21 protein-coding genes are annotated in these 26,048 nt (G+C 74.7%); 10 read left to right on the top strand and 11 right to left on the bottom strand.

Translation table 11 applies throughout. From position 1 onward, the window contains the following. Positions 1–5 precede the first annotated feature (5 nt). Entirely contained in the window at positions 6–2,408 is a 2,403-nt protein-coding gene (locus ACLWS4_RS01750) for a hypothetical protein (RefSeq protein WP_416873135.1), read from the top strand. 118 nt (positions 2,409–2,526) lie between these two features. On the opposite strand, the gene ACLWS4_RS01745 is transcribed toward ACLWS4_RS01750, so the two are convergent. After that, positions 2,527–3,357: a helical backbone metal receptor gene (locus tag ACLWS4_RS01745; RefSeq protein ID WP_416873134.1), complete on the bottom strand. Its 831-nt coding sequence runs from the start codon at positions 3,355–3,357 to the stop codon at positions 2,527–2,529. A 260-nt stretch (positions 3,358–3,617) separates the two neighbouring features. Here ACLWS4_RS01745 and ACLWS4_RS01740 point away from each other — a divergent pair, with 260 nt between their 5' ends. From ACLWS4_RS01740 to ACLWS4_RS01730, 3 genes are read left to right on the top strand one after another with little or no spacing between them, the layout of a single operon-like run. After that, a complete protein-coding gene (locus tag ACLWS4_RS01740) occupies positions 3,618–4,718 on the top strand; it encodes an ABC transporter substrate-binding protein (protein WP_416873133.1) in 1,101 nt (366 codons plus the stop codon). A 3-nt stretch (positions 4,719–4,721) separates the two neighbouring features. Next, positions 4,722–5,810: a FecCD family ABC transporter permease gene (locus ACLWS4_RS01735; RefSeq protein ID WP_416873132.1), complete on the top strand. Its 1,089-nt coding sequence runs from the start codon at positions 4,722–4,724 to the stop codon at positions 5,808–5,810. Further along, entirely contained in the window at positions 5,807–6,613 is an 807-nt protein-coding gene (locus ACLWS4_RS01730) for an ABC transporter ATP-binding protein (RefSeq protein ID WP_380775763.1), read from the top strand. The genes ACLWS4_RS01735 and ACLWS4_RS01730 overlap by 4 nt, the downstream gene beginning before the upstream one ends. A 32-nt stretch (positions 6,614–6,645) precedes the next feature. Here ACLWS4_RS01730 and ACLWS4_RS01725 read toward each other — a convergent pair whose 3' ends face one another. The 4 genes from ACLWS4_RS01725 to ACLWS4_RS01710 all read right to left on the bottom strand — a co-directional run bounded on the left by ACLWS4_RS01725 (position 6,646) and on the right by ACLWS4_RS01710 (position 11,382). Then, positions 6,646–7,635 carry an L-tyrosine/L-tryptophan isonitrile synthase family protein gene (locus ACLWS4_RS01725; protein ID WP_416873131.1) on the bottom strand — a complete coding sequence of 330 codons (990 nt, stop codon included), beginning with the start codon at positions 7,633–7,635 and terminating at the stop codon, positions 6,646–6,648. 94 nt (positions 7,636–7,729) lie between these two features. Next, on the bottom strand, positions 7,730–9,061 hold the full coding sequence (locus tag ACLWS4_RS01720; RefSeq protein WP_416873130.1) for a cytochrome P450 family protein: 1,332 nt from the start codon (positions 9,059–9,061) through the stop codon (positions 7,730–7,732). Positions 9,062–9,146: 85 nt separating this feature from the next. Beyond that, a complete protein-coding gene (locus ACLWS4_RS01715) occupies positions 9,147–10,520 on the bottom strand; it encodes an MFS transporter (RefSeq protein ID WP_416873129.1) in 1,374 nt (457 codons plus the stop codon). A 259-nt stretch (positions 10,521–10,779) separates the two neighbouring features. Beyond that, positions 10,780–11,382, bottom strand: coding sequence for a sigma-70 family RNA polymerase sigma factor (locus tag ACLWS4_RS01710; RefSeq protein ID WP_074004192.1), 603 nt, complete (start codon positions 11,380–11,382; stop codon positions 10,780–10,782). Between the two features lie 16 nt (positions 11,383–11,398). On the opposite strand from ACLWS4_RS01710, the gene ACLWS4_RS01705 reads away from it, so the two are divergent. Further along, positions 11,399–11,665: a zf-HC2 domain-containing protein gene (locus ACLWS4_RS01705; protein ID WP_416873128.1), complete on the top strand. Its 267-nt coding sequence runs from the start codon at positions 11,399–11,401 to the stop codon at positions 11,663–11,665. A gap of 327 nt (positions 11,666–11,992) precedes the next feature. Here the strand turns inward: ACLWS4_RS01705 and ACLWS4_RS01700 are convergent, their stop codons facing one another. Next, a complete protein-coding gene (locus ACLWS4_RS01700) occupies positions 11,993–12,925 on the bottom strand; it encodes a hypothetical protein (RefSeq protein WP_416873127.1) in 933 nt (310 codons plus the stop codon). A gap of 794 nt (positions 12,926–13,719) precedes the next feature. Between ACLWS4_RS01700 and ACLWS4_RS01695 the strand changes: the two genes are divergently transcribed. Then, positions 13,720–14,949 carry a cytochrome P450 gene (locus tag ACLWS4_RS01695; protein WP_074004426.1) on the top strand — a complete coding sequence of 410 codons (1,230 nt, stop codon included), beginning with the start codon at positions 13,720–13,722 and terminating at the stop codon, positions 14,947–14,949. A gap of 100 nt (positions 14,950–15,049) precedes the next feature. Here the strand turns inward: ACLWS4_RS01695 and ACLWS4_RS01690 are convergent, their stop codons facing one another. Together ACLWS4_RS01690 and ACLWS4_RS01685 are read right to left on the bottom strand one after the other, a co-directional pair. Continuing rightward, positions 15,050–15,757 carry an N-acyl homoserine lactonase family protein gene (locus ACLWS4_RS01690; protein WP_388044697.1) on the bottom strand — a complete coding sequence of 236 codons (708 nt, stop codon included), beginning with the start codon at positions 15,755–15,757 and terminating at the stop codon, positions 15,050–15,052. Between the two features lie 58 nt (positions 15,758–15,815). Further along, the gene (locus ACLWS4_RS01685; RefSeq protein ID WP_049652743.1) at positions 15,816–16,274 is read right to left on the bottom strand and encodes an Lrp/AsnC family transcriptional regulator; all 459 of its coding nucleotides are present in this window, start codon (positions 16,272–16,274) and stop codon (positions 15,816–15,818) included. A gap of 252 nt (positions 16,275–16,526) precedes the next feature. Between ACLWS4_RS01685 and ACLWS4_RS01680 the strand changes: the two genes are divergently transcribed. From ACLWS4_RS01680 to ACLWS4_RS01670, 3 genes are read left to right on the top strand one after another with little or no spacing between them, the layout of a single operon-like run. Continuing rightward, positions 16,527–17,156, top strand: a complete 630-nt coding sequence (locus ACLWS4_RS01680) for a LysE family translocator (protein WP_074004196.1) — start codon at positions 16,527–16,529, stop codon at positions 17,154–17,156. Positions 17,157–17,178: 22 nt separating this feature from the next. Beyond that, positions 17,179–18,654 carry a CoA transferase gene (locus tag ACLWS4_RS01675; protein WP_416873126.1) on the top strand — a complete coding sequence of 492 codons (1,476 nt, stop codon included), beginning with the start codon at positions 17,179–17,181 and terminating at the stop codon, positions 18,652–18,654. 46 nt (positions 18,655–18,700) lie between these two features. Further along, positions 18,701–19,336 (top strand): DUF6461 domain-containing protein, encoded by a 636-nt coding sequence (locus tag ACLWS4_RS01670; protein WP_416873125.1) that lies wholly within the window; start codon positions 18,701–18,703, stop codon positions 19,334–19,336. Positions 19,337–19,421: 85 nt separating this feature from the next. Here the strand turns inward: ACLWS4_RS01670 and ACLWS4_RS01665 are convergent, their stop codons facing one another. After that, a complete protein-coding gene (locus ACLWS4_RS01665; protein WP_416873124.1) occupies positions 19,422–20,021 on the bottom strand; it encodes an HdeD family acid-resistance protein in 600 nt (199 codons plus the stop codon). Positions 20,022–20,194: 173 nt separating this feature from the next. On the opposite strand from ACLWS4_RS01665, the gene ACLWS4_RS01660 reads away from it, so the two are divergent. Further along, complete coding sequence (locus tag ACLWS4_RS01660) at positions 20,195–22,096, top strand: NAD-binding protein (RefSeq protein WP_416873123.1); 1,902 nt, start codon at positions 20,195–20,197, stop codon at positions 22,094–22,096. 113 nt (positions 22,097–22,209) lie between these two features. On the opposite strand, the gene ACLWS4_RS01655 is transcribed toward ACLWS4_RS01660, so the two are convergent. Together ACLWS4_RS01655 and aceE are read right to left on the bottom strand one after the other, a co-directional pair. After that, a complete protein-coding gene (locus ACLWS4_RS01655; RefSeq protein WP_074004199.1) occupies positions 22,210–22,995 on the bottom strand; it encodes an enoyl-CoA hydratase in 786 nt (261 codons plus the stop codon). A gap of 193 nt (positions 22,996–23,188) precedes the next feature. Next, positions 23,189–25,915 (bottom strand): pyruvate dehydrogenase (acetyl-transferring), homodimeric type, encoded by a 2,727-nt coding sequence (gene aceE, locus ACLWS4_RS01650; RefSeq protein ID WP_416873122.1) that lies wholly within the window; start codon positions 25,913–25,915, stop codon positions 23,189–23,191. Positions 25,916–26,048: the final 133 nt, after the last annotated feature.

Raw genomic sequence — 26,048 nt, 5'->3', positions numbered from 1 at the left:
CTCACATGACAGTGCTTCACTCGCGCAACGCCGACGCAGCCGACCCGGCGGACGTCGCCGACGCCGCAGACGTCAAGGACCCCCAGGACGCCGCCGCGGAGCCCGACCTCCGCGAGGACCTCGGCCGCTACGCCGAGCTCGGGGCCTTCACGCTCACCGCCGAGAGCCACGCCTGGTACGCGGCCGTCGACACCGTCGCCACCCCCGAGGACGCCCGCGCGGCCTCCACGGCCCTCGCCGAACTGCGCGGCAGCGACCTCCAGCAGACCTGGGAGGCCGTCCTCTCCCTCGCCGCCGACACCAAGCTGGACGAGCCCGACACCGTCGCCAAGACCGCGCTGCTGGTCGAGATGCTCCAGCGGGTGCACCGCACCTCCGCGGCCCTCTTCCCCGCCGCGTACGACGCCGACCTCGGCGCCCTCGCCGCCGCCACCGCCGACAGCACCTGGCGCCGCGAGAACGGCGTCAAGCTCTCCTGGCTGCGCGGCCGCTCGCTGCGCAAGCAGGCCGTCGCGCTCGCCACCGACCGCCGCATCCGCCGCGAGGACCTGCACGAGGCCCTCACCTCCGCCGAGATCGAGCGCCGCGCCTGGGCCGCGCTCGCCCCGGCCGGCACCCTCCCGCGCGTGCCCACCGACGGCGCCCTGGTCGACCGCACCGCCCAGGCCTTCGAGACGATCAACACCGGCCTGCGCGGCCTCGCCCGCCTGCTGCCCGACCACGACCTCGACGGGCTGCCCTTCGCCGAGCTGATCGACCTGGTCGAGCGCCTCGCCGCCGACGAGGGCACCCTCTACCGCCTGCCCACCATCCGCGGCCTGCGCGCCGGACTCGAGGAGGCCGGCCTCGCCGACCTGCTCGCCGAACTCGCCACCGCCAAGGCCGACCGCCGCGCCGCCGAGGCCGCGTACACGGCCCGCCAGGCGCTGGCGAGCGGGCAGCGGGACGGGCTGGCGGAGAAGAGCGCCGCTGCTGTCGAGGCGGCGCCGGTCGAGGAGCCGGGTGCCGACGACGCTGCCGGTGCTGTGGTCGAGGCCGAGGCCGAGGCCGAGGCCGATGCCGCTGTCGACATCGACGGTGCGACCGGTACGGAGGAGGCTGCGGTCGAGGAGCCCGGGACCGAGGAGCCGACCGACCGGGCCGACGCCGAGGCGGCTGCCCTGCAGGCGCTGGCCGGCGGACAGCGGGACGGGCTCGTGGAAGAGGCCCCGGCCGCGGTGACGGCTCCGGTGGAGGACGCCGAGGAGACCGCTGCGGCGACTGCGACTGCGGTGGCCGAGGCTGAGGCCGAGACCAAGGAAGAGACCGAGACCGAGACCGAGACCAAGGCCGAGGTCGAGATCGAGGCCGAACCGGCATCGGACGCGGTTGCCGCTGACGACGAGCCGGCGGCGGCGCAGGCCGAGGAGGAGACCCCGGCCGCTGTGGTCTCCCTCCCGGCGCCCTCCCCGGCAGCCGACGACCTGGTGGCCGCCGCGACCGCCGCCCTGGCCGAGGCCGCGGCCGCGGACGAGACGACGGCGGACACGGAGCCGGAGGCTGCCCCGGTCGCCGAGGCCGTCGAGGTCAAGGAGACCGCGGTCGCGGTCGAGGAGCCGGTTGTCGAGGCCGCTGAGATTGCCGTCGAGGCCGAGGTTGTGGCCGAGCCGGTTGTCGAGGCCGAGCCCGAGGCCGTTGCGGTGGAGCCCGCTGTCGAGGCGTCGGCCGTGGAGGCTGATGAGCCTGCGGTTGAGGTCGAGGCGGTCGTCGCTGAGGCTACGGTCGAGGTGGTCGTCGAGGCCGTTGTGGTGGAGCCCGCCGCCGAGGAGTCGGCCACCGCGACTGCCGTTGAGGCGGAGACGGTCGAGGCCGAGGTCGACCCTGTGGTCGAGGCCGAGGCCGAGGCCGAGGCCGTTGTGGCGGAGCCCGCCGTCGAGGAGCCGGCCGCCGTTCCTGCGGTTGAGGCCGAGGCTGTGGTTGAGGCCGAGCCCGAGAGCGTTGTCGAGGAGCCCGTCGCCGAGGCCGAGGCTGTGGCCGAAGAGGTGGCGGAGCCGGTGGCCGAGCCCGAGGCTGCCGTGGAGGCGCCTGCGGTCGCGGTCGAGGAGCCTGCCGTCGAGCCCGAGCCCGTCTCCGCTGCCGAGGAGCCGGTCGTCGAAGCTGAGCCCGAGCCCGTCGCCGCCGTCGAGGCGCCCATCGCCGAGCCCGAGGCCGACGCCCGTCCCGCGAAGCCGGACTTCACGCCCGGCCGCCCCGTGACCGCCTACTCCGCCGACGAGCTGCTCGCCGTCGTGCGGTGGGTGGACGGCGACGGTGCCGAGCGGACCGATGAGGAGCTGCTGCGGGCGGCCATGAAGGAGCTGGGTTTCGCCCGTCTCGGCCCCCGGATCAAGGAGGCGCTGGGCGCCGCCGTGGCCGCCGCGCGCGGCTGACGACGTACGGCCACACAGGCCGAGGGCCCGGGACGCGAGCACGCGTCCCGGGCCCTGTCGTGTTCCGGGGCGCCCTGCGGCGACGTACGCCGGTCCCCAGGTGTCACGGGCGGTCGTCCTACGAGGCGTCCGGACTGCCCGGACCGCCCGGACCGAGGGGGTGGTCGAGGGCGTGCCGCAGTACGGCCGGGGCGGTCACCAGCGACGGTCCGTACCAGGTCAGGTGCCGTCCGCTGACCAGTGCCGCCGGTGTGCCCGGGAACGCCTCCGGGCCGTCCTCGGCGGTGAAGCGGTACGGCTCGTCCGGCAGGACCACCAACTCCGGGCGGCAGGCGAGCAGTTCTGGCAGTGGAACGGCCGGGTAGCGCTCGGGGTGGTCGGCGTGGACGAGCCGCAGGCCCAGGCGGCGCAGCAGGTCCCCGGCGAAGGTGTCGCGGCCGAGGACCATCCACGGGCGGCGCCAGATCGGGACGACGGTCCGGGGGCCGTCGGCCTCCGGGGGCGCGCCGCCGCTCCCGACGGAGGCCCAGGCGGCCTCCGCCTCGTCCAGCCAGGCGGGCCGGGGCAGCCCGCAGGCGGTGGTCAGCAGCCGGTGCAGGGAGCGGAAGGCGTCGTCCAGGGTGCGGATGTCGGTGACCCAGACCGGGACGCCGGCCGCCCGCAGCGCGTCCAGGTCGGGGCGCCGGTTCTCCTCGTCGTTGGCGAGGACGAGGTCGGGCGCGAGCGCGAGGATGCGCGGGACGTCCGGGTTCTTGGTGCCGCCGATCCGGGTGACGGACAGGTCGGCGGGGTGGCTGCACCAGTCGGTGGCGCCGACCAGCAGGCCGGGTGCGGTGGCGGCGACCGCCTCGGTCAGTGACGGCACCAGCGAGACCACCCGGCGGGGCGGGCGCGGTCCGAGCCGGACGGGGAGGTCGAGGTCGTCGCGCGGGGCGGTGGGGTCGGCCATCCGGTCAGCCTACGTCCGGCCCCCGGCGAGGGGGCGTGCGGACGACGACCGGCCGCGCGCGGCACCGGAGACCCACTGCCGGGAACCCGTTGCCGGCCGCGCATCGCCGGAGACCAACCGCCGGGAACCCATCGCCCGGGCCGTCCGACTACCTGGTCCGGGTCCGCAGCACGGGCCCTCAGTACGACCACCCGGTGCCAGGGCCGAGCCCGGTCACCCGGGACCGTCACCGAGCACCATCACCGACCAGGAGAGTTGTCATGCGCCCTCGTGTCGTCTGCGGAATCGCGGCCGCCGTCGCCCTGTTCGCCACGGCCTGCGGAAGCGGGACCGGGGGCGGGTCGAGCGCCTCCGTCACCGTCCGGCCCGACGCCGGCGGTGGCTTCCCCGTCACGGTCGCCGACTGCGCGGGCAAGGAGACCACCATCGCCAAGGCGCCCGGCAGGATCGTCACCAGCAACGCCTCCAGCCTGGAGCTGCTGCTCCGACTCGGTGCGGGGGAAAGGGTGATCGGCACCGGCTTCCCGCCCGGCAAGGGCACCCTGCCCGCGGCGCTCGCCGAGCAGGGCGCCAAGGTGCCGGTGCTCGGGGACAAGAGCATCCCCAAGGAGAAGCTCCTCGGCTCCGGCGCCGACCTCTACGTGGACACCTTCGGCGCGATGCCGATGATGGGCGGCGGCGCCACCGGGCCGAGCGAGGAGGAGTACGCGGCGGCCGGCATCCAGCACGTGTACCTGCTCTCCACCGCCTGCGCCGGGACGCCGAAGGCCGCCAAGGCGCCGCGCACCGACCTGGCCGGGATCGAGGAGGACGTCCGCCGGCTCGGCGCCGTCACCGGCACGGCCGCGCGGGCGGAGGAGCTGGTCGCGGGGATGGAGAAGCAGCTCGGCGAGGTCCGCGCCGCGCTCGCCGCCGTGCCGGAGGGGCAGCGGCCGAGCTACTTCGTCTTCGACTTCGACGCCGGCACCAAGCAGCCGGTGGCGGTCTGCGGCCGGCAGGTCGCCAACGCCGTGATCACCCAGGCCGGGGCGCGCAACGTGTTCGCCGACTGCGACGCCGACTTCAAGCCCGGCTCCTGGGAGGACGTGGTCGCCAAGAACCCGGACTGGATCCAGCTGGCCGTGCGCAACCGGGGCAGCGAGGAGGCCACCCGCAAGGCCTTCGACGAGGCCGAGGCCTTCCTGAAGGGCTTTCCCGCGACCCAGGGCCTGAAGGCCGTCCAGGAGGGGCACTTCGTCCGGCTCGGCTCCGAGGTGACGACCATCGCGGGGGTGCGCAACGCCGACGCCGTCCGGCAGATCGCCGCGACCGTCCACCCTGACCTCGTCAAGGCCCCCGACCTCGCCAAGAACGGGCAGTAGCCGGTGACGTCGGCCACCGCTCGGAAGGAGCGCGGCGAAGTCCGCCCGGCCCGCATCCTGCGGGCCGGGCCGCTGGCCGCCGTCCTCGTCGTCGCCCTGGTGCTCGCGCTGACCGCCGCCGTCTCGCTCGGCTCGGTGGACGTCCCGGCCGCCGAGGTCTGGTCGGTGGTCGCCCGCCGGCTCACCGGTCAGGCCCCGGAGCCAGGCACCCGTGATCTCATCGTCTGGCAACTGCGCGTTCCCCGTGCCCTGTTGGCGGCCGTGGTGGGCGCCGGGCTCGGCCTGGTCGGCACCGCCGTGCAGGCCCTGGTCCGCAACCCGCTCGCCGACCCGTACCTGCTCGGCATCTCCTCCGGGGCCTCGCTCGGTGCGGTCGCCGCGATCGTCCTCGGCACCACCCTCGGGCTCCAGCTCTCCTTCGGCAGCGCGCTCGGCCTCACCGTCTCCCTGGCGGCGTTCGCCGGCGCGCTCGCCGCGTTCTCGCTGGTCTGGCTGATGGCCCGGCGCGGTGGCGGCTTCTCCCCGCTGCGCCTGGTCCTCGCGGGCATCGGCATCGCCCAGTTCCTCGGCGGCATCACCAGCTACCTGGTCCTGCAGACCCGCGACGAGCAGCAGACCAGGGGCGTGCTGTTCTGGCTGATGGGCAGCCTCGGCGGCGCCGTCTGGGCCCAACTCGCCGTCCCGGCCGTCGCGGTGGTGCTCGGACTGGCCCTGCTCCAGGCCCGCGCCCGGGGGCTCAACGCGATGCTGATGGGCGACGAGACGGCCGCCGGGCTCGGTGTGGACGTCGCCCGGCTGCGCCGCGAGGTCTTCGTCGTCACCAGTGTGCTCACCGGGGTGCTGGTCGCCGTCTCCGGGGCGATCGGCTTCGTCGGGCTGATGGTGCCGCACGTGTGCCGGCTGCTGGTCGGCGCCGACCACCGGCGGCTGCTGCCGCTGTCCGCGCTCACCGGGGCGCTGCTGCTGGTCGTCGTCGACACGGTGGCCCGCACCGCCCTGGACGGCCAGGAACTGCCGATCGGCGTGGTCACCGCCGTCCTCGGCGCCCCCACCCTGCTCTACCTGCTGGACCGACGACTGGAGCGCAGTTGAGGATCGCCGTCGAGGACCTGAGTGTCGCCCTGGCCGGCCGGACGGTGCTGGCCGGGGCCAACCTGATCGCCGAGGAGGGGGAGATCGCCGGACTGGTCGGACCCAACGGTAGCGGCAAGTCCAGCCTGCTGCGCACCGTCTACCGGCACCTGCGGCCCAGCGCCGGGCGGGTGCTGCTGGCCGGGCGGGACCTGGCGGAGCTACGGCCCGCCGAGTCCGCCCGGCACATCGGGGCGCTGCCCCAGGAGCGCGGCGGGGACTTCGAGTTGAGCGTCCGCGAGGTGGTCGCGATGGGCCGCACGCCCTACAAGCGGGCCTTCGCGGCCGACGACGCCGAGGACCGCCGGATCACCGCCGAGGCGCTGGCCCGGGTCGGCATGGCCGGGGCCGCCGACCGCCGGTTCGCCCAACTGTCCGGCGGGGAGCGGCAACGGGTGCTGCTGGCCCGGGCGCTCGCCCAGCAGCCGGACGTCCTGGTGCTGGACGAGCCGACCAACCACCTGGACGTCCGGCACCAGGTCGAACTGCTCGCCCTGCTCCGGGAGCAGCGCCGCACCACCCTGGTGGCCCTGCACGACCTCAACGCCGCCGCCTCGGTCTGCGACCGGCTGCACGTCCTGCACCGCGGCGCCCTGGTGGCCTCCGGGACGCCGCGCGAGGTGCTGACCGCCGAGCTGCTGGCCGAGGTCTTCGGGGTGCGGGCCGCGGTGGTCGAACACCCGCTCACCGGCGACCCGTTGATCGCCTTCGACCACCGTGCCCCGGCCCCGGCTGCGGCGGAGGCCGCCGTGCCGGGGCGCTAGGTGTTCCGTCCCTTCCCGTACGGGGCCGCGGCCTAGCGGGACTCGTAGTGGCTCGGCCGGCCGTCCCGCAGGACCAGTCGGCCGAGCCGGGCGGCCTCGTCGCTGCGCAGCAACTCCCGCCGGCCGTCGGCGCGGTGGAGAACGGTGGAGTGCCAGGGGGTGGTCCAGGAGTCGGCCGCCGCCAGCAGCCGGATGCCGAACTTGGACGCCCCGGCCGGCTGCGGGTGGATGGAGAGCCGGACGGCGCGCGGGTGGTGTTCGGCGATCAACTCGCCCCAGGCGCGGCTGCGCTGGATCACGCCGTAGGCGCGGCGGCGGCACTCCCGCTGGAGGGCGGAGCGGGTGCCGGTGAAGCCGACGGTGTCCTCGGTGAGGAAGCGGGTGATGCCCCGGTAGAGCCGCAGGGTCTCCTCCTCGGTCAGCACCTGTTCGCGCAGCTCCTCGACGCTCGGCGCGTACCGGGCGTGCACCCGGGCGCGCTTCTCGTCGTACGGGAGGTCGCCGAGGACGGCCCGCAGGTCGAAGGTGTCGAGGTGGGCTAGGCCCTCGCGGGCGATCATGGCGGTCAGGGCGTCCGAGTAGGCGTCTATGTGGTCGTCCGGGACGTTGATCAGGTCGCCGAAGATGTGCCCGTCCGAGCAGATCAGGATGCGCGCACCGGGCGCGTGCAGGCGGCCGATCTCGGCGCACAGGCCGTCGAGGAAGGTCAGCGACAGCCGTTCGCCCTCGTCGGGCAGGTGGCCGAGCACCTTCGCGGGGTTCGGCGACTTGCAGGGGAAGCCGGGCAGGGTCAGGACGATCGGTTCGCCGGCGGCGATGAAGTCCGCCAACTGCGCCAGCTGGAGCGGGAAGTGCTCCGGGCGGGCGTCGAACTCCGGGTCCGCGGCGCGGCGGTGCGGCAGCAGCAGGCCGAGGACGCGGGCGGCGAGGGCGGCGGCGGTGGTGCCGGTGTCGGGGGCGGTGGTGGCAGTGGTGAGGGCGTCGGGGGTGATGACGGCAGGGGCGGTGCCGACGGGCGGCATGGTGGGTCCTCCACGAAAGGCGGTGCGGTACGGGTTTCGGGCTCCGGGCGGTCGGAGCCGGACGGTCGGAGTCGGGGCGCGGTGCGCCCGGGGGTCAGCGGCGGTGGTCGTAGGCGACCGGCAGCCGGTTCACCCCGCGGGCCAGGACGGCGGGGACCCAGGCCAGGTCCGCCAGGCCGTCGCCGGGCGCCTCGGCCGGACGCAGCCCGGGCAGCCGGGTGAGCAGGGTGGCGAGGGCGACCTGGAGTTCGGCCCGGGCCAGCGCGGCGCCGGGGCAGTAGTGGATGCCGTGGCCGAAGGCCAGGTGGGCGTTGGGCGTGCGGTCGAGGTCGAGCCGGTCGGGCTCGGGGAACTGCGCGTCGTCGCGGTTGGCGGCGCAGAGCGAGACGATCACCGAGTCGCCGGCCGGGACGGTGGTGCCGAACAGGTCGCTGTCCTCGGCGAAGAACCGCCAGGTGGTGAGCTCGAACGCGGCGTCGTGGCGCAGCAGTTCCTCCACCGCCCGGGCGAGCCGGCCGGGCTCGTCGACGCCCTCGCGCAGCCGGGCGAGCTGCTCGGGGCGGCGCAGCAGGGTGACCAGCATGGTGGTGATCTGGTTGGTGACCGGCTCCTGCCCGGCGACCAGCAGCTGGAACACCATCGAGTCCAGCTCCGCGCGGCTCAACTCGCCCGCGTCATGGGCGGCGACGAGCCGGCCCAGCAGGTCCTCCTGCGCCGCCCAACCGGGTTCCCGGCAGTCGGCGCGCTTACGGGCGACGACGTCGGCGATGTACGTCTGGAGGCCGCGCAGCCGGGCCTCGTACGCCGGGCGGCCGGGGTCCTGCGGGCCGACCGGCTGGACCACCTTGCCCCAGTCCCGGTCGAAGCGGTCCGCCAACTCGGGCGGAAGGCCGATGACTTCGGCGAGCACCCGGAAGGGGTAGTGGGCCGCGAAGCCGGCCACCAGGTCCGCGCCGCCGGACTCCGGCAGCTCGTCCACCAGGGCGTCGGCTAGCTCCTGGAACCGGGGGCGCAGCGACTCCACCCGGCGCGGGGCGAAGGCGTCGAGCACGAGCCGGCGCATCGAGGTGTGCTTGGGCGGGTCCTGGTGGAGCAGGTGGACCTGGAGCTGCGAGTGCTGGGGCTCGGGCATGATCGACGCGAGCCGGCGCCAGTTGTCGTTGCCGAGGCTGTGGTTCTTCCCGAGGCGGGGGTCGTTGAGGGCCGCGTGGGCGGCCCGGTAGCCGGTGACCAGCCAGGCGTGGATGCCGCTGGGGAACTCCACCCGGTGCACCGGCCCGGCCTCGCGCATCCGCTGGTAGAGCGGGTACGGGTCGCGCTTGTACTCCGGACCGTACAGCGGGACGGGGGAGGGCAGCCGGTCGTACCCGTACGGGCAGCGCGGGGCGTCGTCGGTGGCGGCCGGGTCGGGGATCGTGTCGGTCATCTGAGGAGGTCCTTCGGTGGGGAGGGGGTGGTGGGGTGCGCTCGGGCGGGTGCGGTGCGGTGCGGTGCAGTGCGGGGTGGGGCGGTCAGGGCCTGGGGCGGCGGTGCAGGGCGAGCAGCGCGACGGCGGTGGCCGCGACGAGGGCGGCCAGGGCGATTCCGGCCCGGGTCCCGGTGGTGTCGCGGGCCCCGGCCAGGGCGGTGGCGGTCGCGAGGGCCGGGCCGAGCGCGAAGCCGAGGCTGCGGGCGAGTTGGACGGCGGAGCCGGCGGTGGCGAGCTTCCCGGGTGGGGAGGCGGACATCACCAGGGCCTGGGTGGGGCCGCCGTTGAGGCCCATCCCGGCACCGGCGAGGGCGAGCCGCGCGGCGATCTCGGGGGCGGACCAGCCGGTGTCCAGCGGGACGAGCAGGGCCAGGCCGAGGGTGGTGACGGCGGCGCCGGTGAGCGCGGTCGGGCGGGCGCCCCAGCGGTCGGCCAGCCGGCCGCCGACCCGGCCGGCCAGCACCATGCCGAGCGGGAACGCCAGCATGGTGAGCGCGGTGGCCGTGGCGCTCTCGCCCCGAGGGCCGCGCAGGTGCTGGGCGAGCAGGTAGTGGCAGGCCGCGAAGCCGGCGGCGAGCGCCAGCACGGAGGCGTTGACCCCGGCGGTCCCGGCGGCCCGCAGCACCTCGGCCACCGGTCGGCCGCCCGGGCGGCGCAGCCAGAGCAGCACCAGCGGAACGGCGGGCAGGACGAGCAGCAGCCACAGCGCGGACTTCGGGGCCAGGGTGAGCCCGAGCAGGACGGCGGCCACGGCGGCGCCGATCAGCGCGGCGTCGCCGAGCGAGGACCGGTCGGGCGGCCGCAGTCCGCCGCGGCGCGGGGCGTGGCGCCGCACGATCAGCACGGCGGCCAGGCAGACCGGCAGCTTCACCAGGAAGATCGCCCGCCAGCCCAGGTGGTCCAGCAGCAGACCGCCGATCACCGGCCCGGTGACGGCGCCGAGCGGACCGAGCGTCGCGGGCACGCTCATCGCCCGGCCGCGCAGCTCGGGCCGGACGGAGGTCGCGGCGAGCACCGGCATCAGGACGAAGAGCACGGCCCCGAAGGCGCCCTGGAACAGCCGGGCCGCGATCAGCCAACCGGCCCAGGGGGCGCAGGCGGCCAGCACGCTGCACAGGGCGAAGCAGCCGACCGCGAGCAGCAGGGCCGAGCGGGTGCCGACCTGGTCCAGCCAGCGCCCGGCGGGCAACAGCAGGGCGACGAGCGGGAGTTGGTACCCGAGGACAGCCCACTGGGCGACCCCGGGGGAGACGTGCAGGCCGGCCGAGATGTCGGTGAGTGCGAGGTTGACCACGTTCATGTCGAGCATCGCGACGAAGGACAGCAGTCCGGCGGCGACGACCAGGCTCCAGCGGTCCGCCGGTTGTTGCTGACGCTCCGCCAGAGATGAGGCGGTCGGGTTTGGTTGCGCCGTCATGAAGTCCCTCCGTCTCCCGTGCTGCTGGATCGGACGCCGCCTCGGCGGCGGGGTCCGGTACAGCAGTCGGTGGCGAGGGGGCTCCGGTTCCGAACACTTGGGGGATTTCTTCTCGATAGCCGGAAGCTGACGGCTGGCAGCGGACAACGGACAGCTGACAGACGACAGCTTTCAGCGAACAGATAACAGATTTCGAAATCTGTTATCTGTTCGCTGTCGGTTGTCCGCCGCTGCCCGCTGCCCGCCGCCCGCCCACCGCTCAGCAGGCGGTCGCGAGCTCCCCGGCCTCGGCGGCGCGCAGGCGTGCCACCAGCTCCTCCCGCGCCCGGGCGACCCGGGAGCGGACGGTCCCGACGGGGCAACCGGCGACCTCGGCCGCCTCGGCGTAGCTCAGGCCGACCACCTGCGTCAGCACGAAGGCCTCGCGCCGCTGGGCGGGCACCCGGTCGAGCAGGTCGCCGAGCGCGACGCCGTCCTCGAACCCGGCCGTCGGTGCGCCGCCCTGCCGCTCCGCCGCCTCCTGCCAGTCCGGCAGGGCCGCGCAGCGCGGTCGGGCGGCGGCCATTCGGTACCGGTCGATCACCGTCCGCCGGGCGATCGACAGCAGCCAGGTGCGGGCGGAGGAGCGCCCCGCGAACGCGGGCAGGCCGCGCAGTGCGCGCAGGAAGGTCTCCTGTGCGAGGTCGTCGGCGGACTGCACGTCGGTCAGGTGGGCGACGAAGCGCCAGACGTCCCGCTGGGTCGCCCGGACGAAGGCCTCGACGTCGGCCGCCCGTCCGGAGCGGGCGGTCAGCGCCAGTGCGGTGAGCTGCTCGTCATCCACGGCGGCCCCCTGCCCGGCCGGTCCCGGCGACACGGCCATGCGGGACGATGGTCGTATGAGATGCGCGCAGTTCCGTACCGCTCTGTCCGCCCGGCTCGACGGCGAACCGAGCGGTCTGCCGGAGGTACGGCTGGACAAGCACGTCGCGCGCTGCGCCGGCTGCCAGGAGTGGCTGGCCAGGGCCGAGCAGCTGCACGGCCGGGTGCGGGCGGGCGCCACCGACGGGCCCTCGCCCGAGTGGTCGGCCCGGCTGCTGGCCCGGCTGGGCGAGGGCGGCCCCGAAGGCCGTGCTCCGGACGGACTGCGGTCCGTCGAGCGCTAGGCGCGGTGGGCGTGCCCGGCGGGGCGGGCGCGTCCGGGGGAGCGGGAACGGCGGGACGGTGGCGCCGGCCGGAGCCGGTGCGCCGTCGAAGTCAGGCATGGGAAGGTCCCGAGGGGAAGGCGGGGAGCGGCACCGCGCAGGGCGGCACCGTCGGCGTCCATGGGCAGCCGCGCGGCACGCCGGCCCTGGGGAGGCGCGGCGGCGGACGCGGGCCCGCACCCTGACGGCACGACGGCGCGGGGCGCGGCCGTACGGCAGGGCGACCTGCCCGTCGCGGGGTCCCGGTGGCCGGAGGTGGCCGGGCGGGGAGGAGCAGCGGCGGGCGCGTCAGCAGGCGAGGGCGAACGCCGGCGGCCCGCGCCGGACCACGGCATGCGTCAGCAGCACCGACCGGGGCGGCCGGGCCCGGTCGTCGGCCGGGCGGGGCGGTGCCGGGGCCCGGTAGCCGAAGGGGCGCGCGAACAGCGCCAGCAGCGGGAGCAGGAGCGCGCCCGCGACCACCGCGCCGAGCGCACCGAGCAGCTCGAAGAGCCGGACCAGCGCCGCGTCGCCGCGCCAGAGCAGGAGCGCGCACGCCAGCGCGGCGAGCACGTGGGCGGCGGCCATTCCCGGTGACATGCCGTGGGACATCCCGTGCGCCATGTCGTGCGCCGGTCCTTGCGCCGGTGCGCTCACCAGGTCCTGCGCCGTGCCGTACGACCCGCCGCCGTACGACCCGCCGCCGTGCAACGCGCCGTCGGGCATCATGTGCGGTCCGTCGGGCATCCCGGTCATCCCGGGCAGGCCCGCGTCCACGGCGGTCGCGCCCGAGCCCCCGTGGTGCGTCCCGGCCGCCGGCCGCAGACTGCCGGTGGCCGGCGGGACGTCCGGGTCGATGCCCGCCATCCGCGCCAGTTCGACCGGGGAGAGCCCGCCGGGCGCCCGGTCGGGGTTGCAGAGCAGGAGGGCGGCCCAGTCCGTGGTGGCGAGCCGGCCGAGGCCGCCGCCCCCTCGGGAGAACGCCGCGGCCTGTTCGAACAACTGGTGCAGCGCGGTCTGCGCCACGACCATCCAGAGGCTGATCACCCCGAGTCCGCGCCGCTTCCCGGCGAGCAGCCAGGTCAGCCCGAGGACCGCCCCGAACCCGCCGGCCAGCACCGTCGGAGAGACTCCGGATCCGGCCATGGCGACGTGCGCGGTGGCGGCCATCGCCACGCACAGCGCGGCGAAGACCACGGCGCGCAGCAGGCGGATCCGGTCGGTCATCACGATGGCACTCATCGTCGCACCCGCCCTGCCCGGCCCGTAGCGCACCCTCCGGTCATGGCCGGTTCTGTGCCGTGAGACCATGCCCGGCCGCCGGCCCCCGGAGCCCGCCGGATCACCACCCGGTTCGGTCCGCCGACCCGACGCGACGAACCGAACAACGGCTCGTAGGACCATCGGGGCGGTTTGACAGCACGTACCCCATTGCTCACTTAATGTGCACCACCCCGTACGGTGCGTATCGGGACGACGCTGTTCAGAAGCAGGGAGGTCCGGCCTTGGAGACCCCGACGGATACCTCGGCGCCCATTGCCGACAATGCCAAGTCCGCTGCCCCCACGGAGCCGACCGTCCCGCAGCAGGCGACAGGCCGGAAACAGGCGACGGCCGTGGTTGAAGTCGAAGCCGAGGAACTCGGCGAGCAGGCCGAAGCCGCCGCCCCGGCCGAAGCCGCCGCCCCGGCCGGAGCTGTCGAGCAGGCCGGAGCTGTCGAACCGGCCGAAGCCGTCGAGCCGGATGAAGCAGAGGAGTCGGCCAAGGCTGAGGAAGCTGCCGGACCGGCCGAAGCCGCCGAGTCGGCCGACGTCGCCGGACCAGCCGAAGCCGCGGAGCGGGCCGAAGCCGAAGAGCCGACCGAAGCCGCGGAGGCGGCCGGAACCGCTGAACCGGCCGAGGCCGCAGAGCAGGCCGACCCACCCGGATCCACCGAGCCCGCCGACGAGGCTGACCCCGCCACCCCGGCTGAAGCAGCGGAGTCGGCCGAGGCCGCCACCCCGGCCGAGCCCGCGAAGCCGACCGAGCCCGCCGCCCTGCCCGCGTCCGTCGACCTCGCGGACCCCGGCTTCTGGCAGCTGCCCGCCCCCGACCGCGCCGCCGCCTTCGCCGAGCTGCGCCGCCGCCCCGGTCCGGTGTTCTTCGGCGACCGCGCCACCGGTCGCGGCTTCCACGCCCTGGTCCGTCACGCCGACGTGGTCGAGGCCAGCCGCACCCCCGCCGTCTTCCTCAGCGGCCCCGGTGTGACCACCCCCGTCCCGGCCCGCTGGGTCCGGCTGCTGTTCGGCGACTCGATGGTCAACCTGGACGACCCCCGCCACGCCCAGCTGCGCCGGATCGTCTCGCGGGCGTTCACCCCGCGGCTGCTCGACCGGGTCGAGGAGGACGTCCGGCGGATCAGCACCGAGCTGGTCGACCGGATCGAGCGGGAGCGGCCGGAGGACTTCGTGACCGCGGTCGCCGCCGAGCTCCCGTTCCAGGTGATCTGCACCATGATGGGCATCCCGGAGCGGCCGCGCCGCACCATCCTCGACCTGGTCAACCGCACCTCCGAGGACATCGGTGTGGCCCGGCCGCTGCGCCGCCGGCTGCGGGTGCCGGGGCGCGGGCTGCGGGCGCTCGCCCGGATGCAGGGCATCGTCGCCGGGATCGGCCGCCGTCGCCGTCGCCGGCCGGAGGAGGACCTGATCTCCGCGCTGGTCACCGCCGACGTGGACGGCCGCCGGCTCACCGGACGCGAGCTGGGCGCCTTCTTCAGCCTGCTGCTGGTCGCCGGGGTCGAGACCACCCGCAACGCGCTGGCCCACGGCCTGCACCTGCTGACCGTCCACCCCGAGCAGCGCGCCCTGCTGCTCGAGGACCTCGACGGACGGCTCGGCGGCGCGGTGGACGAGATGGTCCGCCACGCCACGCCGATCATCCAGTTCAACCGGACCCTCGCCGTCGACCACGAGCTGGGCGGCTCCGGCGGCCCGCTGCTGCGCGCGGGGGAGAAGGTCGCGCTGTTCTACGGCTCGGCCAACCGCGACGAGGAGGTCTTCCCCGACCCCGACGTCTTCGACATCACCCGCACGCCCAACGCCCACCTCGGCTTCGGCGGCGGCGGTCCGCACTACTGCCTCGGCGCGCACCTGGCCCGGCAGGAGATGACGACGCTGTTCCGCGAGCTGTTCACCCGCCTTCCCGAGGCGCGGTCGGTCGGCGAGCCGCAGCTCGTCCCGTCCAGCTTCGACCACCGGGTCCGCTCGCTGCGCTTCACCTTCTGAGCCTCCTGAGCGCCCCGGCCGCCCTAGGTGTCCAGGCCGCCCCGGACGCCCCGGACCTCCTGAGCGACCGGTCCCCTCCGGACAGCCGGGGCTCCGGCGGCTACTCGGCCGGCTCCCAGACCGCGTTGTCGTGCGCGAACAGCACCCGGTGCGGCCCGTGCTCGGCCACCCGGTCGAGCCAGGCCCGGTACCCGGGCAGCGGCGGGGCCACGCCCTCGCGCACCGCCCGCCGGGCGAGCACCGCCTGCCCGTACTCGGAGGCGAAGTCGTAGGCCTGCCCGGCCAGCAGGACCGGCCCGCCGCCCGGGCGGTCCACCAGCAGCGACTGGTGGCCCCCGGTGTGGCCGGGGGTGGGCAGCACCCGGACGCCCGGCCAGACCTCGGCCTCGCCGTCGAGTTCGCGGTACTCGGCGCCGGGGAAGTCGACCAGCGCGTCGATGGTGTACCCGCCGCGCCGGGCGGTGGCCAGCTCCTCCGTCTGGACCAGGACGGGCGTGCCGGCGAACAGCGGGTTGCCGCCGCAGTGGTCGAAGTGGAGGTGGCAGTTGACCACCAGGTCGATGTCGGCGACGGCGACCCCGGCCGCCGCGAGCGCCTCCGGCAGCGGGCGGCGGACCGGGCGGTAGTGCGCCTCGGTCTCCGGTTCGCCGCCACCGATCCCGGTGTCGAACAGCAGCAGCCCCTCCGGACGCCGGACCAGGTACGCGAGCACCGGTTCCACGCGCGGCTCCGGGCCGCCCACTTCGGTGGCCGGTCGGACGAAGTACCCCAGGTCGAGACGGCGGATCACGTGCAATTCAGCCCCCATGTCGCAGTGCGTCGCTCTGCCCCCGTACGGGCGGCCGCGCGGGCCCCCCGTTCGCACCCTACCCGCCGACCGGCAACCCCCGGTCGGCCTTCACCTGCTTCATTGTCAGGTGCGAGTTGACCTGCGCGATGCCCGGCAGGCCGGAGAGCACGTCGGTGATGAAGCGTTCGTACGCGGCGATGTCGGCCACCGCGATCCGCAGCAGGTAGTCGGGTTCGCCGAACAGCCGGTGGGCCTCCACCACCTCCGGCAGCTCGGCCACCCGGCGCTCGAACTCGGCGACCGTCACCTGGTCCTCGTGACGCATGGTGATCGTCACGAAGGGCTGGAACCCGCGCCCGACCGCCGCTCCGTCCAGCACCGCCCGGTAGCCGCGGATCACACCGTCCTGCTCCAGTTGACGCACCCGGCGCAGGCAGGGGGACGGGGTGAGGTCCACCCGGGAGGCCAGCTCGGCATTGGTCAGGCGCCCGTCCTGCTGGAGCTCGCGGAGGATTCTGCGGTCGATTCGGTCCATGGCGCAACATTCTGCCAAAACGCGGCTCCGACCTGCACGAAGTCGCCATCGCGTGCCAGCCCGATCCGGCTACCTTCAGTGACCGAACCCGCTGCCGGGTCACTCCGGCAGATCCCCGGGGCACCCCGGCAGGCCGCTGGAACAACCTCCGGCCGACCCGCTGGAACAACCTCCGGCCGACCCGCCGGAACGACCCCCGGCCGATCCGCCGGGCCCACACCGCGACGAGCACGACAGGCCACGCCCACGCCCATGGACACCCACGCCCTCCTCCTCTTCCTCGGAGTCGACCTCCTGCTGGTCTGCACCCCGGGCCCCGACTGGCTCTACATCGCCGCCCGCGGCCTCGGCCAGGGACGCCGTGCCGCGCTGATCGCGGTCGGCGGGGTCTGCGCCGGGTACGCCGTCCACACGCTGCTCTCCAGCGCCGGACTGGCCGCCGCGCTGCGCGCCGTCCCGGCCGCCCTGCCCGTGCTGCGCCTCACCGGCGCCGCGTACCTGCTGGTGCTGGCCGTCATGATGCTGCTGGCGCTGCGCAAGAGCGGGGGCGCCGCCGCCCTCGCCGCGCCCAAGCCGCAGCCCACCGCGACGGTGCTGCGCCAGAGCATGCTGACCGCGCTGCTCAACCCCAAGGGGCTGCTGCTCTACCTGTCCCTGGTGCCGCAGTTCGTCGACCCGGACGCCGCCCTGCCGGTCGGCGGCCAGGTGCTCGCGCTCGGCTCGCTCAACGTGCTGGCCTGCGCGGTGGTGTACGGGCTGGTCGCGTACGCCAGTGGGCGGCTCGGCGGCCGGTTCGGCGGCACCCCGCAGGCGGCCCGCCGGATGACCATGGTCTCGGCGGTGCTGTTGATGCTGGTGGCGGGCGTCACAGCGAGCGCCTGAGAACGGGAGCACAATGCCGGGCATGACCGAGCGCCCGTTGCCAGAAGGAACCACCGCGGCCACTGGAACCACCGGAACGGCGGCAGCCGCCGGAGCCGTCGACCGCCCGACCGCCCACGCCTGGGCCGCTCTCGGCGGACCGCCCGAGCTGCTGGAGCGGGTGACCTTCCACGGCCCGGAGGACGTCCTGCCCTCCGGGCTGCCGGTGCGCCGGCTCGCCCGGGCCACCGTGGCGGTCTGTTCACTGGCCGCCGCCGAGCTCGCGTCCCACCGCGCCGGAGGCTCGGCTCCCCTGGCCGCGTTCGTCCCCGCCGTCCGGGTGGACCAGGGGGCCGTCGCCACCGCCTTCGTCAGTGAGCGGTACCTGACGGTCGACGGCCGCGCGCCCGTCAACTTCGCCCCGCACTCCGGCTTCTGGCGCACCGCCGACGGCTGGGTGCGCACCCACGCCAACTACCCGCACCACCGGACCCGGCTGCTCTCCGCCCTCGGCCTCGCCGCGGACGCCGGGCCCGAGCAGCTCGCCGAGGTGCTCGGCAGGCTGCCGGCCGAGCGGATCCAGGAGCGTGCGTACGCGGCGGGAGCGCTCGCGGTGGCCGTCGTGCCGGTGAGCAGCGCCGTGCACCCCCTCGTGGAGCACCTGGAGGTCGGCGCCGCCGCCGGAACCGCGCCGGTCCGCCCGCTCGGCCAGGCCCCGGTGGACCGGCCCGCCGCCGGGATCCGGGTCCTCGACCTGAGCCGGGTGATCGCCGGACCGGTGGCCACCCGTACCCTCGCCCTGCTCGGCGCCGACGTCCTGCGGGTCGACTCGCCCCGGCTGCCCGAGGCCGACGACGCCCACGCCGACACCGGCTTCGGCAAGCGCTCCACCCGCCTCGACCTCGCCGAGCCCGCCGACCGCGCCGTCTTCGACGGCCTGCTCGCCACCGCCGACGTCGTCGTCTCCGCGTACCGCCCCGGCTCCCTCGACGCCCACGGCCTCGGCCCCGACGCGCTGTTCGCCCGTCGCCCGGACCTGATCCTCGCCCAGCTCTGCGCCTGGGGCTGGACCGGCCCCTGGGCCGGGCGGCGCGGCTTCGACAGCCTGGTCCAGGCGGGTGTCGGCATCGCCGCCCACGAGGCCGCCCCCGAGACCGGATCCGCCACCGGCGGCCGCCCCGGCGTGCTGCCCGCCCAGGCCCTCGACCACGGCACCGGCTACCTCATCGCCGCCGCCGTGCTGCGCTCCCTCACCGACCAGCGCACCCGCCGGCCCGGCGGCCGCCACCTGCGCTTCTCCCTCGCCGGCACGGCCTCCTGGCTGCTGCACGGCATCGAACCGGAGACGCCGCGGGGAGGCCCGTCCGAGCCCTACGACCCCGCCCGCCGGCTGGCCGAGGTCGACTCCCCGTACGGGCGGCTGCGCCACGCCCTGCCGCCGATCGGGTACGAGGGGGCGCCCGCCGACTGGTCGCGCCCGCCGGGGCGTTGGGGAACGGACGAGCCGGTCTGGCTCTGACGGCCTCGGGCGGGCGCTGTCCGAGGCGTCTGGCAGCATCGCCGTCATGACCGCACACGCCACGGACTACACCTGGTTCACCCGGCGCTACCCCGTCCTGGGTGAGGCCTGCTGCCTCACCCAGGTGCAGGGGCTCGAGGCCGGTGAACTGCTGCGCCGCTTCAACGCCCTGCCGGGGACGGGTGCCGTCGGGCTGGAGGAGGTGGTGGCCCGCTGGAGCTCCTACACGAACGGGGCCGACGCCGAGGCCAGGGAGCTGTTCGACCCCGCCGAGGACCGGCTGCTCGTCGCCGTCACCGAACTCGACGGCTGGGCGCTCGCGGTGGAGCCCTTCGGCTACCTCGGCATCCTGGACGCGGAGATCCTCCGGCTCGCCGAGGGCACCCGGCTGGTCTCGCACTACCGCAACGCCCTGGGGGCCGACCACTTCCACTGGTGGGAGCACGGCATCCAGCGGCTGCACTTCGAGCCGCTCTTCCCCGACCAGCGGGACGGTACGGACGCCGAGGCGCCCGGCATCCCCGAGCTGCTGACCGCCTGCGGCTTCGAGCTGGAGACGGAGGCGTACGACCTGTGCGGCGAAGCCGCGTTCGCGCTCGCCGAGCGGCTGACCGACGTCCGGCTCGACCCGGAACGGCTGGAGGCCGCGACCTTCCGGATCGGCTACGCCCCGCGTCCGTGAGCCGCTCCGCGTCCGTGAGCCGTTCCGCCCAGCGCTGAGGCCGCGCCCCGGCGGGACGCGGCCTCGGTGCACCGGACGGCTGTTGTCAGACCCCGGACGGGATCTGCTTGGCCCGGCTGCGGACCTGGAGCGCCGTCACGATCTCGACCAGGCCCAGGATCACCAGCCAGCACCCGGACAGTACGGCCAGCGCGGTGATCGACCCGACCGGCCACACCATCAGCAGCACACCGGCCAGGGTGTTGGCCACGCCCGCGAAGGCCTGCCAGCCCCGGGCGGGCATCATCGGGTCGGAGATCGCGGCGGCGAGCTGGGTGATGCCGCGGAACAGCCAGCCGATCCCGATCCAGAGCGCGAGCAGCAGCAGCGACTGCACCGCACTGCGGAAGCAGAGCAGTCCCAGCAGCACGCAGATCGCGCCGCTGATGAAGGCCAGCACCCGCAGCGCGGTGGTGGAGTGGGTGCCGAACGCGGCGATCAGCTGCACGATGCCGATCACCAGCAGGTAGAGGCCGAACAGCACGCCCACCACCAGGAGCGTCTCCCGGGGCCAGGCGAAGACCACGATCCCGAGGGCGAGCGAGGCGAGTCCGGCGACCAGCAGGACCTGCCAGGCGGCCTTGGCGAGCAGTCCGAGCGGACCCTGGACCGGGGCGCCGTCGGGGGTGATGATCGGAGGGGCCACGGTGGCGTACTCCTCGGGGCTGACGCCGGGGCGGCCGGCTGACGGGCAGGGAACGAACCCCAGCCTCTCCGCGCCACGGCCGGACCGCGCGTCGGATACGGCCGTTCGAGGGATTCGCCGCGGTCGCCGGAACGTCACCTTCCGGACACTTGCCGTCGATACCATCCGTCGGTATGACTTCTGAAGGGTGGGGGACCCCTCCGGTCGAGCCGATCAGCCAGCACTACATCGTCTGCGGGGGCAACGCGCTGGCACACCGACTGGTCCTGGAACTCGTCGAGCACTACGAGGTGCCGGTCGTCGTCCTGGTCGCCGACCGGACCCGCGACCACGCGCCGCAGATCGAGCAACTCTCCGGCGTGGCGGCGGTCGTGGAGTACACCAGCGTCACCGAGGAGGCGCTGCGCGCGGTGTCCATCGGCACCGCGCGCGGCCTCGCCCTGGTCGAGGGGAGCGACCAGGAGAACATCCACGCCGCGCTCAGCGCGCAGAACCACAACCCGGACATCCGCATCGTGTTCCGGATGTTCAACCAGCGGCTCGGCGAGAACATCGAACGGCTGCTCAGGAACGGTGCCGCGCTCTCCGGCTCCGCCACCGCCGCCCCGGCCTTCGCCTCCGCGGCGCTCGGGCGGCCCAACTCGGTGGAGATCGAGGGGCGTTACCTGCACATCGCGTTCGACGACGACATCACCTCCGACCGGATCTGCGTGGTCGCCGACCAGATCGACCGGCAGGACCTCGGCAGGATCCGGCTGCTGCCCGAGCAGCAGGGCGACTCGGCCGAATTCGTCCGGCTCGCCGCCGAGTTCGGCGACCAGGGGCCGATCCGCCCCGGTGGCGTACGGCCCGAACCGGCGCCGTCGGCCGAACCAACGCCGGCGGCCGACCGGGAGCCTTCGGCCGGGCCGACGCCGCCGGCCGGTGAGGAGCCTTCGCCCGGCCCCGCCCCGGAGGGGGAGCCGGGCGGCCGGGCGGCGCTCCAGGTGCTGCGGATCGAGCCCCGGGAACCGATCGACTGGATGAGACGGCTGCGCTGGCGGCTGCTCGACACCATGCGCTTCTTCACCAGCGCCCGGATGCGCCTGGTGCTGCTCACCGCCCTCGCGGCGGTGCTGCTGGCCTTCGGCGTGCTCTGGTACCTCAACCGGAACTTCGGCTGGACCGTCTACATCGCGCTGCTCGACCTGGCCGGCGCCGCCCAGCCGGACCAGCTCTCCGACGTCGCCGCCGGGACGGGGGCGGGCACCGGCGGGTTCTGGCAGCGGGTCGCGCAGGTGGTGATCACCATCTGCGGGATCACCTTCGCGCCGGTCGCCACCGCGATCGCGGTCGAGGTGCTGGGCTCCGGGCGGCGCGGGCAGCCGCGCAACCCCGGGGCGGGCACCCGGGACCACGTGATCGTCGTCGGCCTCGGCAACGTCGGCACCCGGGTCGCGACCCAGCTGCACACCATGGGCGTGCCGGTGGTCTGCATGGAGCGGGACCCGCAGGCGCGCGGCATCGCCGCCGTACGGGCACTGGGGATCCCGGTGGTGATGGGCGACGGCCCGTTCGAACAGCAGCTGCGCCGGGCCCGGCTGAAGCACAGCAGGGCGCTGGTCGCGGTCAGCGGGGACGACGCCACCAACCTGGAGGCGGCCCTGGAGGCGCGCCACGGGAATCCCGAGGTCCGGGTGGTGGTGCGGCTGTTCGAGGACGACTTCGCGAGTCACTTCTACAAGACGCTGGACAACGCGGCCTCCCGGTCGGTGTCCTACCTGGCCGCGCCCGCCTTCGCGGCGGCGCTGATGGGGCGCGAGGTGCGCGGGACGCTGTCGGTGCTCCGGCACGTGCTGCTGATCGCCGAGCTGACGGTGGAGGACGGCAGCGGGCTGATCGGGCTGAACCGGCACGACCTGGAGGACCCGGGCGGCGTCCGGGTGATCGCGGTGCGCTTCGCCCACGGCGGGCAGCTGCAGTGGAACTTCCCCGACCGCACCCGGCGGCTGGCCCCGGGCGACCAGATCGTGGTCGCCGCCACCCGCAGCGGGCTCGCCCGGCTGAACACGGTGGCGGTGGAGGAGCAGGGCTGAGCGGGGCTGTCCTCGGACAGGGTTCAGCTGACAGATTTCAGATTTCAACATCTGAAATCTGAAATCTGTCAGCTGTTATCCGTCGGCCGTCAGTTGTCAGCCGTCCTCGGCCGTCAGCGGTTCTGGAACTCCGGCGGGCGCTTCTCGGCGAAGGCCGTCATGCCCTCCTTCTGGTCCGCCGTGGCGAAGGCCGCGTGGAAGAGCCGGCGCTCGAAGCGGACGCCCTCGGCGAGCGTCGTCTCGAAGGCGCGGTTGACGCTCTCCTTCATCATGATCGCGGCCGGGGCGGACATCGCCGCGATCGTCTCGGCGGTGGCCAGCGCCTCGGACAGCAGCTGGTCGGCGGGGACGATCCGGGAGACCAGTCCGGCCCGCTCGGCCTCCTCGGCGCCCATCATCCGACCGGTCAGGCACAGCTCCATGGCCTTCGCCTTGCCGACCGCCCGGGTCAGCCGCTGCGAGCCGCCGATGCCCGGGATGACGCCGAGCTTGATCTCCGGCTGCCCGAACTTCGCGGTGTCCGCCGCCAGCAGGACGTCGCACAGCATGGCCAGCTCGCAGCCGCCGCCCAGCGCGAACCCGGCCACGGCCGCGATCACCGGCTTGCGCAGGGCGCCGAGCCGGTCCCACGGGCCCAGCCAGTCGTCCAGGTAGACGTCCGGGAACCGGTTGCCCTGCATCTCCTTGATGTCGGCGCCGGCCGCGAAGGCCTTCTCCGAGCCGGTGATCACCAGACAGCCGATCTCCGGGTCCCGGTCGAAGGCGGTCGCGGCGGCGACCACCTCGTTCATCAGCTGGGTGTTCAGCGCGTTGAGCGCCTTGGGCCGGTTGAGCGTGATCAGCCCCACCCGGCCCTTGCGCTCGACCAGGATCGTCTCGTAGGTCTCGGTCTCGGTCATCGCCGTCGACTCCCATTTCCGCTGCTCGGCGCCCGTGGGCGCGCCCTGACCACCCAACGATCTACGACGCGCCCCGCCTCGCGCCAGTCTTGGTATGCGAGACGCCGGTCACCAGGGGACGGAGGCGGCGGCACGGGCGACGGGACGGAGGCGGCGCCGGGACGGAGTGCCGGCCGGACGGACGCCGGGCCGGTCAGAAACGGACGCCGTAGCGCTCCGCCGCCTGCCGTACGGTCTCCGCCTTCACCTCGCCGCGGCGGGCCAGCGCGGCCAGCGCCGCGACCGTCACCGACTCGGCGTCCACCCCGAAGTGCCGCCGCGCCGCCGCCCGGCTGTCCGAGAGGCCGAAGCCGTCGGTGCCCAGCGAGGTCCAGTCCTGCTCCACCCACGGGCGGATCTGGTCCGGCACCGCGCGCATCCAGTCGCTGACCGCCAGCACCGGCCCGGGTGCCCCGGCCAGCGCCCTGGTCACGTACGGGACGCGGGCCGCCGCGCTGGTACCGGCCGCGGCCTGCGCCAGGTTGGCCGCGTCGCAGTCCAGCGCCTCGCGGCGCAGCTCCGTCCAGGAGGGTGCGGACCAGACGTCGGCCGCCACGCCCCACTCCTCGCCGAGCAGCCGCTGCGCCGTCAGGGCCCACTGCACGGCGGTGCCGGAGGCGAGCAGTTGGAGCCGCGGCGGGTCGGCGGGCAGGTCGACGGCCGGGGTGGCGGACGACGCGGCGGCGTCCGCCGTGCGGTAGCGGTAGAGGCCGCGCAGGATGCCGTCCACGACCTCCTCGCCGTCCGGGAGCGCGGGCTGCACCAGCGGCTCGTTGTAGACGGTGAGGTAGTAGAACACGTCTTCGCCGTGCGGGTGTTGCTCGCTGCCGCCGTACATCCGGCGCAGGCCCTCGCGGACGATCACGGCCACCTCGTAGCCGAACGCCGGGTCGTAGGAGAGCGCGGCCGGGTTGGTGGAGGCGATCAACTGGGAGTGGCCGTCGGCGTGTTGGAGGCCCTCGCCGGTCATGGTGGTGCGGCCGGCGGTGGCGCCGACCAGGAAGCCGCGGCCCAACTGGTCGGCCATCGCCCACATCTGGTCGGCGGTGCGCTGCCAGCCGAACATCGAGTAGAAGATGTAGAACGGGACGACCGGCTCGCCGTGGGTCGCGTACGAGGTCGCGGCGGCGGTCAGCGAGGCCATCGAACCGGCTTCGGTGATGCCCTCGTTGAGGATCTGGCCGGTCGTCGACTCCTTGTAGTGGAGCAGCTGGTCGCGGTCGACCGGGTCGTAGGTCTGCCCGAGCGGGGAGTAGATCCCGGCGGTCGGGAAGAGCGACTCCATGCCGAAGGTGCGCGCCTCGTCCGGGACGATCGGCACCCAGCGGTGGCCGGTCGCCTTGTCCCGCAGCAGGTCCTTGACCAGCCGGACGAAGGCCATGGTGGTGGCGATCTCCTGGCTGCCGGAGCCCTTGAACAGCGTCTCGAAGGGCTTCGCCGGCGGGGTGGGCAGCGGTGTGAAGCGCACCCTGCGGGCGGGCGCCGGCCCGCCCAGTGCGGCGCGGCGCTCGCGCAGGTAGCGGGCCTCCGGCGAGTCCGGGCCGGGGTGCGCGTACGGGGGCAGCGGGTCGTTCAACGCGGCGTCCGGAATGGGGAGTTCGAGCAGGTCGCGCATGGCCCGGAACTCGGCTCCGGAGAGCTTCTTCATCTGGTGGTTGGCATTGCGGGACTCGAAGCCGGGGCCGAGCGTCCAGCCCTTGACGGTCTGCACCAGCACCACGGTGGGCGCGCCCCGGTGTTCCAGCGCCGCGCGGTAGGCCGCGTACACCTTGCGCGGCTCGTGGCCGCCCCGGGAGGTGGCGACCGTCTCGATCAGCCGCCGGTCGTCCACGGTGTCGGCGAGCGCCCGCAGTTCGGGCGAGCTGTGGAAGAGGTGCTCGCGGACGTACCCGGCGTCCGAGGCGGCGTAGGTCTGGAACTGTCCGTCCGGCACCTCGCCGAGCCGGCGGACCAGTGCGCCCGTGGTGTCGCGGGCCAGCAGCTCGTCCCAGGCCTCGCCCCACAGCGACTTGACCACGTTCCAGCCGGCCGCGCGGAAGCGGCGTTCCAGCTCCTGCACGATCTTGCCGTTGCCGCGCACCGGCCCGTCCAGGCGCTGCAGGTTGCAGTTGACGACGAAGGTGAGGTTGTCCAGGCCCTCCCGGGCGGCCAGCGCGAGCGCGGCGGTGGACTCGGGCTCGTCCATCTCGCCGTCGCCGAGGAAGGCCCACACGTGCGAGCCGGAGGTGTCCTTGATCCCGCGCGCGGTCAGGTAGCGGTTGAACCGGGCCTGGTGGATCGCGGAGAGCGGCCCGAGGCCCATCGAGACGGTCGGGAACTCCCAGAACCAGGGCAGCCGGCGCGGGTGCGGGTAGGAGGGCAGGCCGTCGCCGCCGGCCTCCTGGCGGAAGCGGTCCAGCTGGGCCTCGGAGACCCGGCCCTCCAGGAACGCGCGGGCGTAGACGCCGGGGGCGGCGTGGCCCTGCACATACAGCTGGTCGCCGGAGCCGTCGGCCTCCTTGCCGCGGAAGAAGTGCTGGAAGCCGACCTCGTACAGCCAGGCGGCGGAGGCGTAGGTGGCCATGTGCCCGCCCAGGCCGCCGCGGTGGTTGCCCCTGGTCACCATGGCGGCGGCGTTCCAGCGGTTCCAGGCGGTGATCCGGCGCTCCGTCTCCTCGTCGCCGGGGAACTCCGGTTCGGCGGCGGTGGGGATGGTGTTGACGTACGGGGTGTCCAGCAGCGGAGGGACGTCGAGCCGCTGCAGCTCGGCGTGCTCGACGAGGCGGCGCAGCAGGTGGGCGGCGCGGTTCGGTCCGCCGAAGTCGCGGGCGGCGTCGAGGGACGCGCGCCACTCCGCGATCTCCTCGGGGTCGTGGTCGGGAAGCTGGTCGAGCTGGGACACGGGTGGTTCCCCTTTACCGGTGCGCTTCAGGGTGCTTATTCCAGGATGCGGAATAGCATTTCTCTCCATGGAACTATTTGGACGGTAGAGAGTGATCGGGTGGCCCGTCAACCGCTACTGGCGGGTAGTTTGA

This window comes from Kitasatospora sp. SC0581 (assembly GCF_048159585.1).
GTDB lineage: Bacteria > Actinomycetota > Actinomycetes > Streptomycetales > Streptomycetaceae > Kitasatospora.
The sequence above is the reverse complement of the archived record's forward strand: the minus strand, read 5'-3'. Positions and strand labels throughout refer to the sequence as shown.

What these genes read in the sequence shown, in the direction of transcription:
- ACLWS4_RS01745 (WP_416873134.1), bottom strand. Translation starts at nt 3,357, where the DNA reads ATGGCCGACCCCACCGCCCCGCGCGACGACCTCGACCTCCCCGTCCGG.
- ACLWS4_RS01725 (WP_416873131.1), bottom strand. Translation starts at nt 7,635, where the DNA reads ATGCCGCCCGTCGGCACCGCCCCTGCCGTCATCACCCCCGACGCCCTC.
- ACLWS4_RS01655 (WP_074004199.1), bottom strand. Translation starts at nt 22,995, where the DNA reads ATGACCGAGACCGAGACCTACGAGACGATCCTGGTCGAGCGCAAGGGC.
- ACLWS4_RS01675 (WP_416873126.1), top strand. Translation starts at nt 17,179, where the DNA reads ATGACCGAGCGCCCGTTGCCAGAAGGAACCACCGCGGCCACTGGAACC.
- ACLWS4_RS01740 (WP_416873133.1), top strand. Translation starts at nt 3,618, where the DNA reads ATGCGCCCTCGTGTCGTCTGCGGAATCGCGGCCGCCGTCGCCCTGTTC.
- ACLWS4_RS01660 (WP_416873123.1), top strand. Translation starts at nt 20,195, where the DNA reads ATGACTTCTGAAGGGTGGGGGACCCCTCCGGTCGAGCCGATCAGCCAG.
- ACLWS4_RS01750 (WP_416873135.1), top strand. Translation starts at nt 6, where the DNA reads ATGACAGTGCTTCACTCGCGCAACGCCGACGCAGCCGACCCGGCGGAC.
- ACLWS4_RS01685 (WP_049652743.1), bottom strand. Translation starts at nt 16,274, where the DNA reads ATGGACCGAATCGACCGCAGAATCCTCCGCGAGCTCCAGCAGGACGGG.
- ACLWS4_RS01690 (WP_388044697.1), bottom strand. Translation starts at nt 15,757, where the DNA reads ATGGGGGCTGAATTGCACGTGATCCGCCGTCTCGACCTGGGGTACTTC.
- ACLWS4_RS01720 (WP_416873130.1), bottom strand. Translation starts at nt 9,061, where the DNA reads ATGACCGACACGATCCCCGACCCGGCCGCCACCGACGACGCCCCGCGC.
- ACLWS4_RS01710 (WP_074004192.1), bottom strand. Translation starts at nt 11,382, where the DNA reads ATGGCCGTGTCGCCGGGACCGGCCGGGCAGGGGGCCGCCGTGGATGAC.
- ACLWS4_RS01670 (WP_416873125.1), top strand. Translation starts at nt 18,701, where the DNA reads ATGACCGCACACGCCACGGACTACACCTGGTTCACCCGGCGCTACCCC.
- ACLWS4_RS01700 (WP_416873127.1), bottom strand. Translation starts at nt 12,925, where the DNA reads ATGAGTGCCATCGTGATGACCGACCGGATCCGCCTGCTGCGCGCCGTG.
- ACLWS4_RS01715 (WP_416873129.1), bottom strand. Translation starts at nt 10,520, where the DNA reads ATGACGGCGCAACCAAACCCGACCGCCTCATCTCTGGCGGAGCGTCAG.
- ACLWS4_RS01680 (WP_074004196.1), top strand. Translation starts at nt 16,527, where the DNA reads ATGGACACCCACGCCCTCCTCCTCTTCCTCGGAGTCGACCTCCTGCTG.
- ACLWS4_RS01705 (WP_416873128.1), top strand. Translation starts at nt 11,399, where the DNA reads ATGAGATGCGCGCAGTTCCGTACCGCTCTGTCCGCCCGGCTCGACGGC.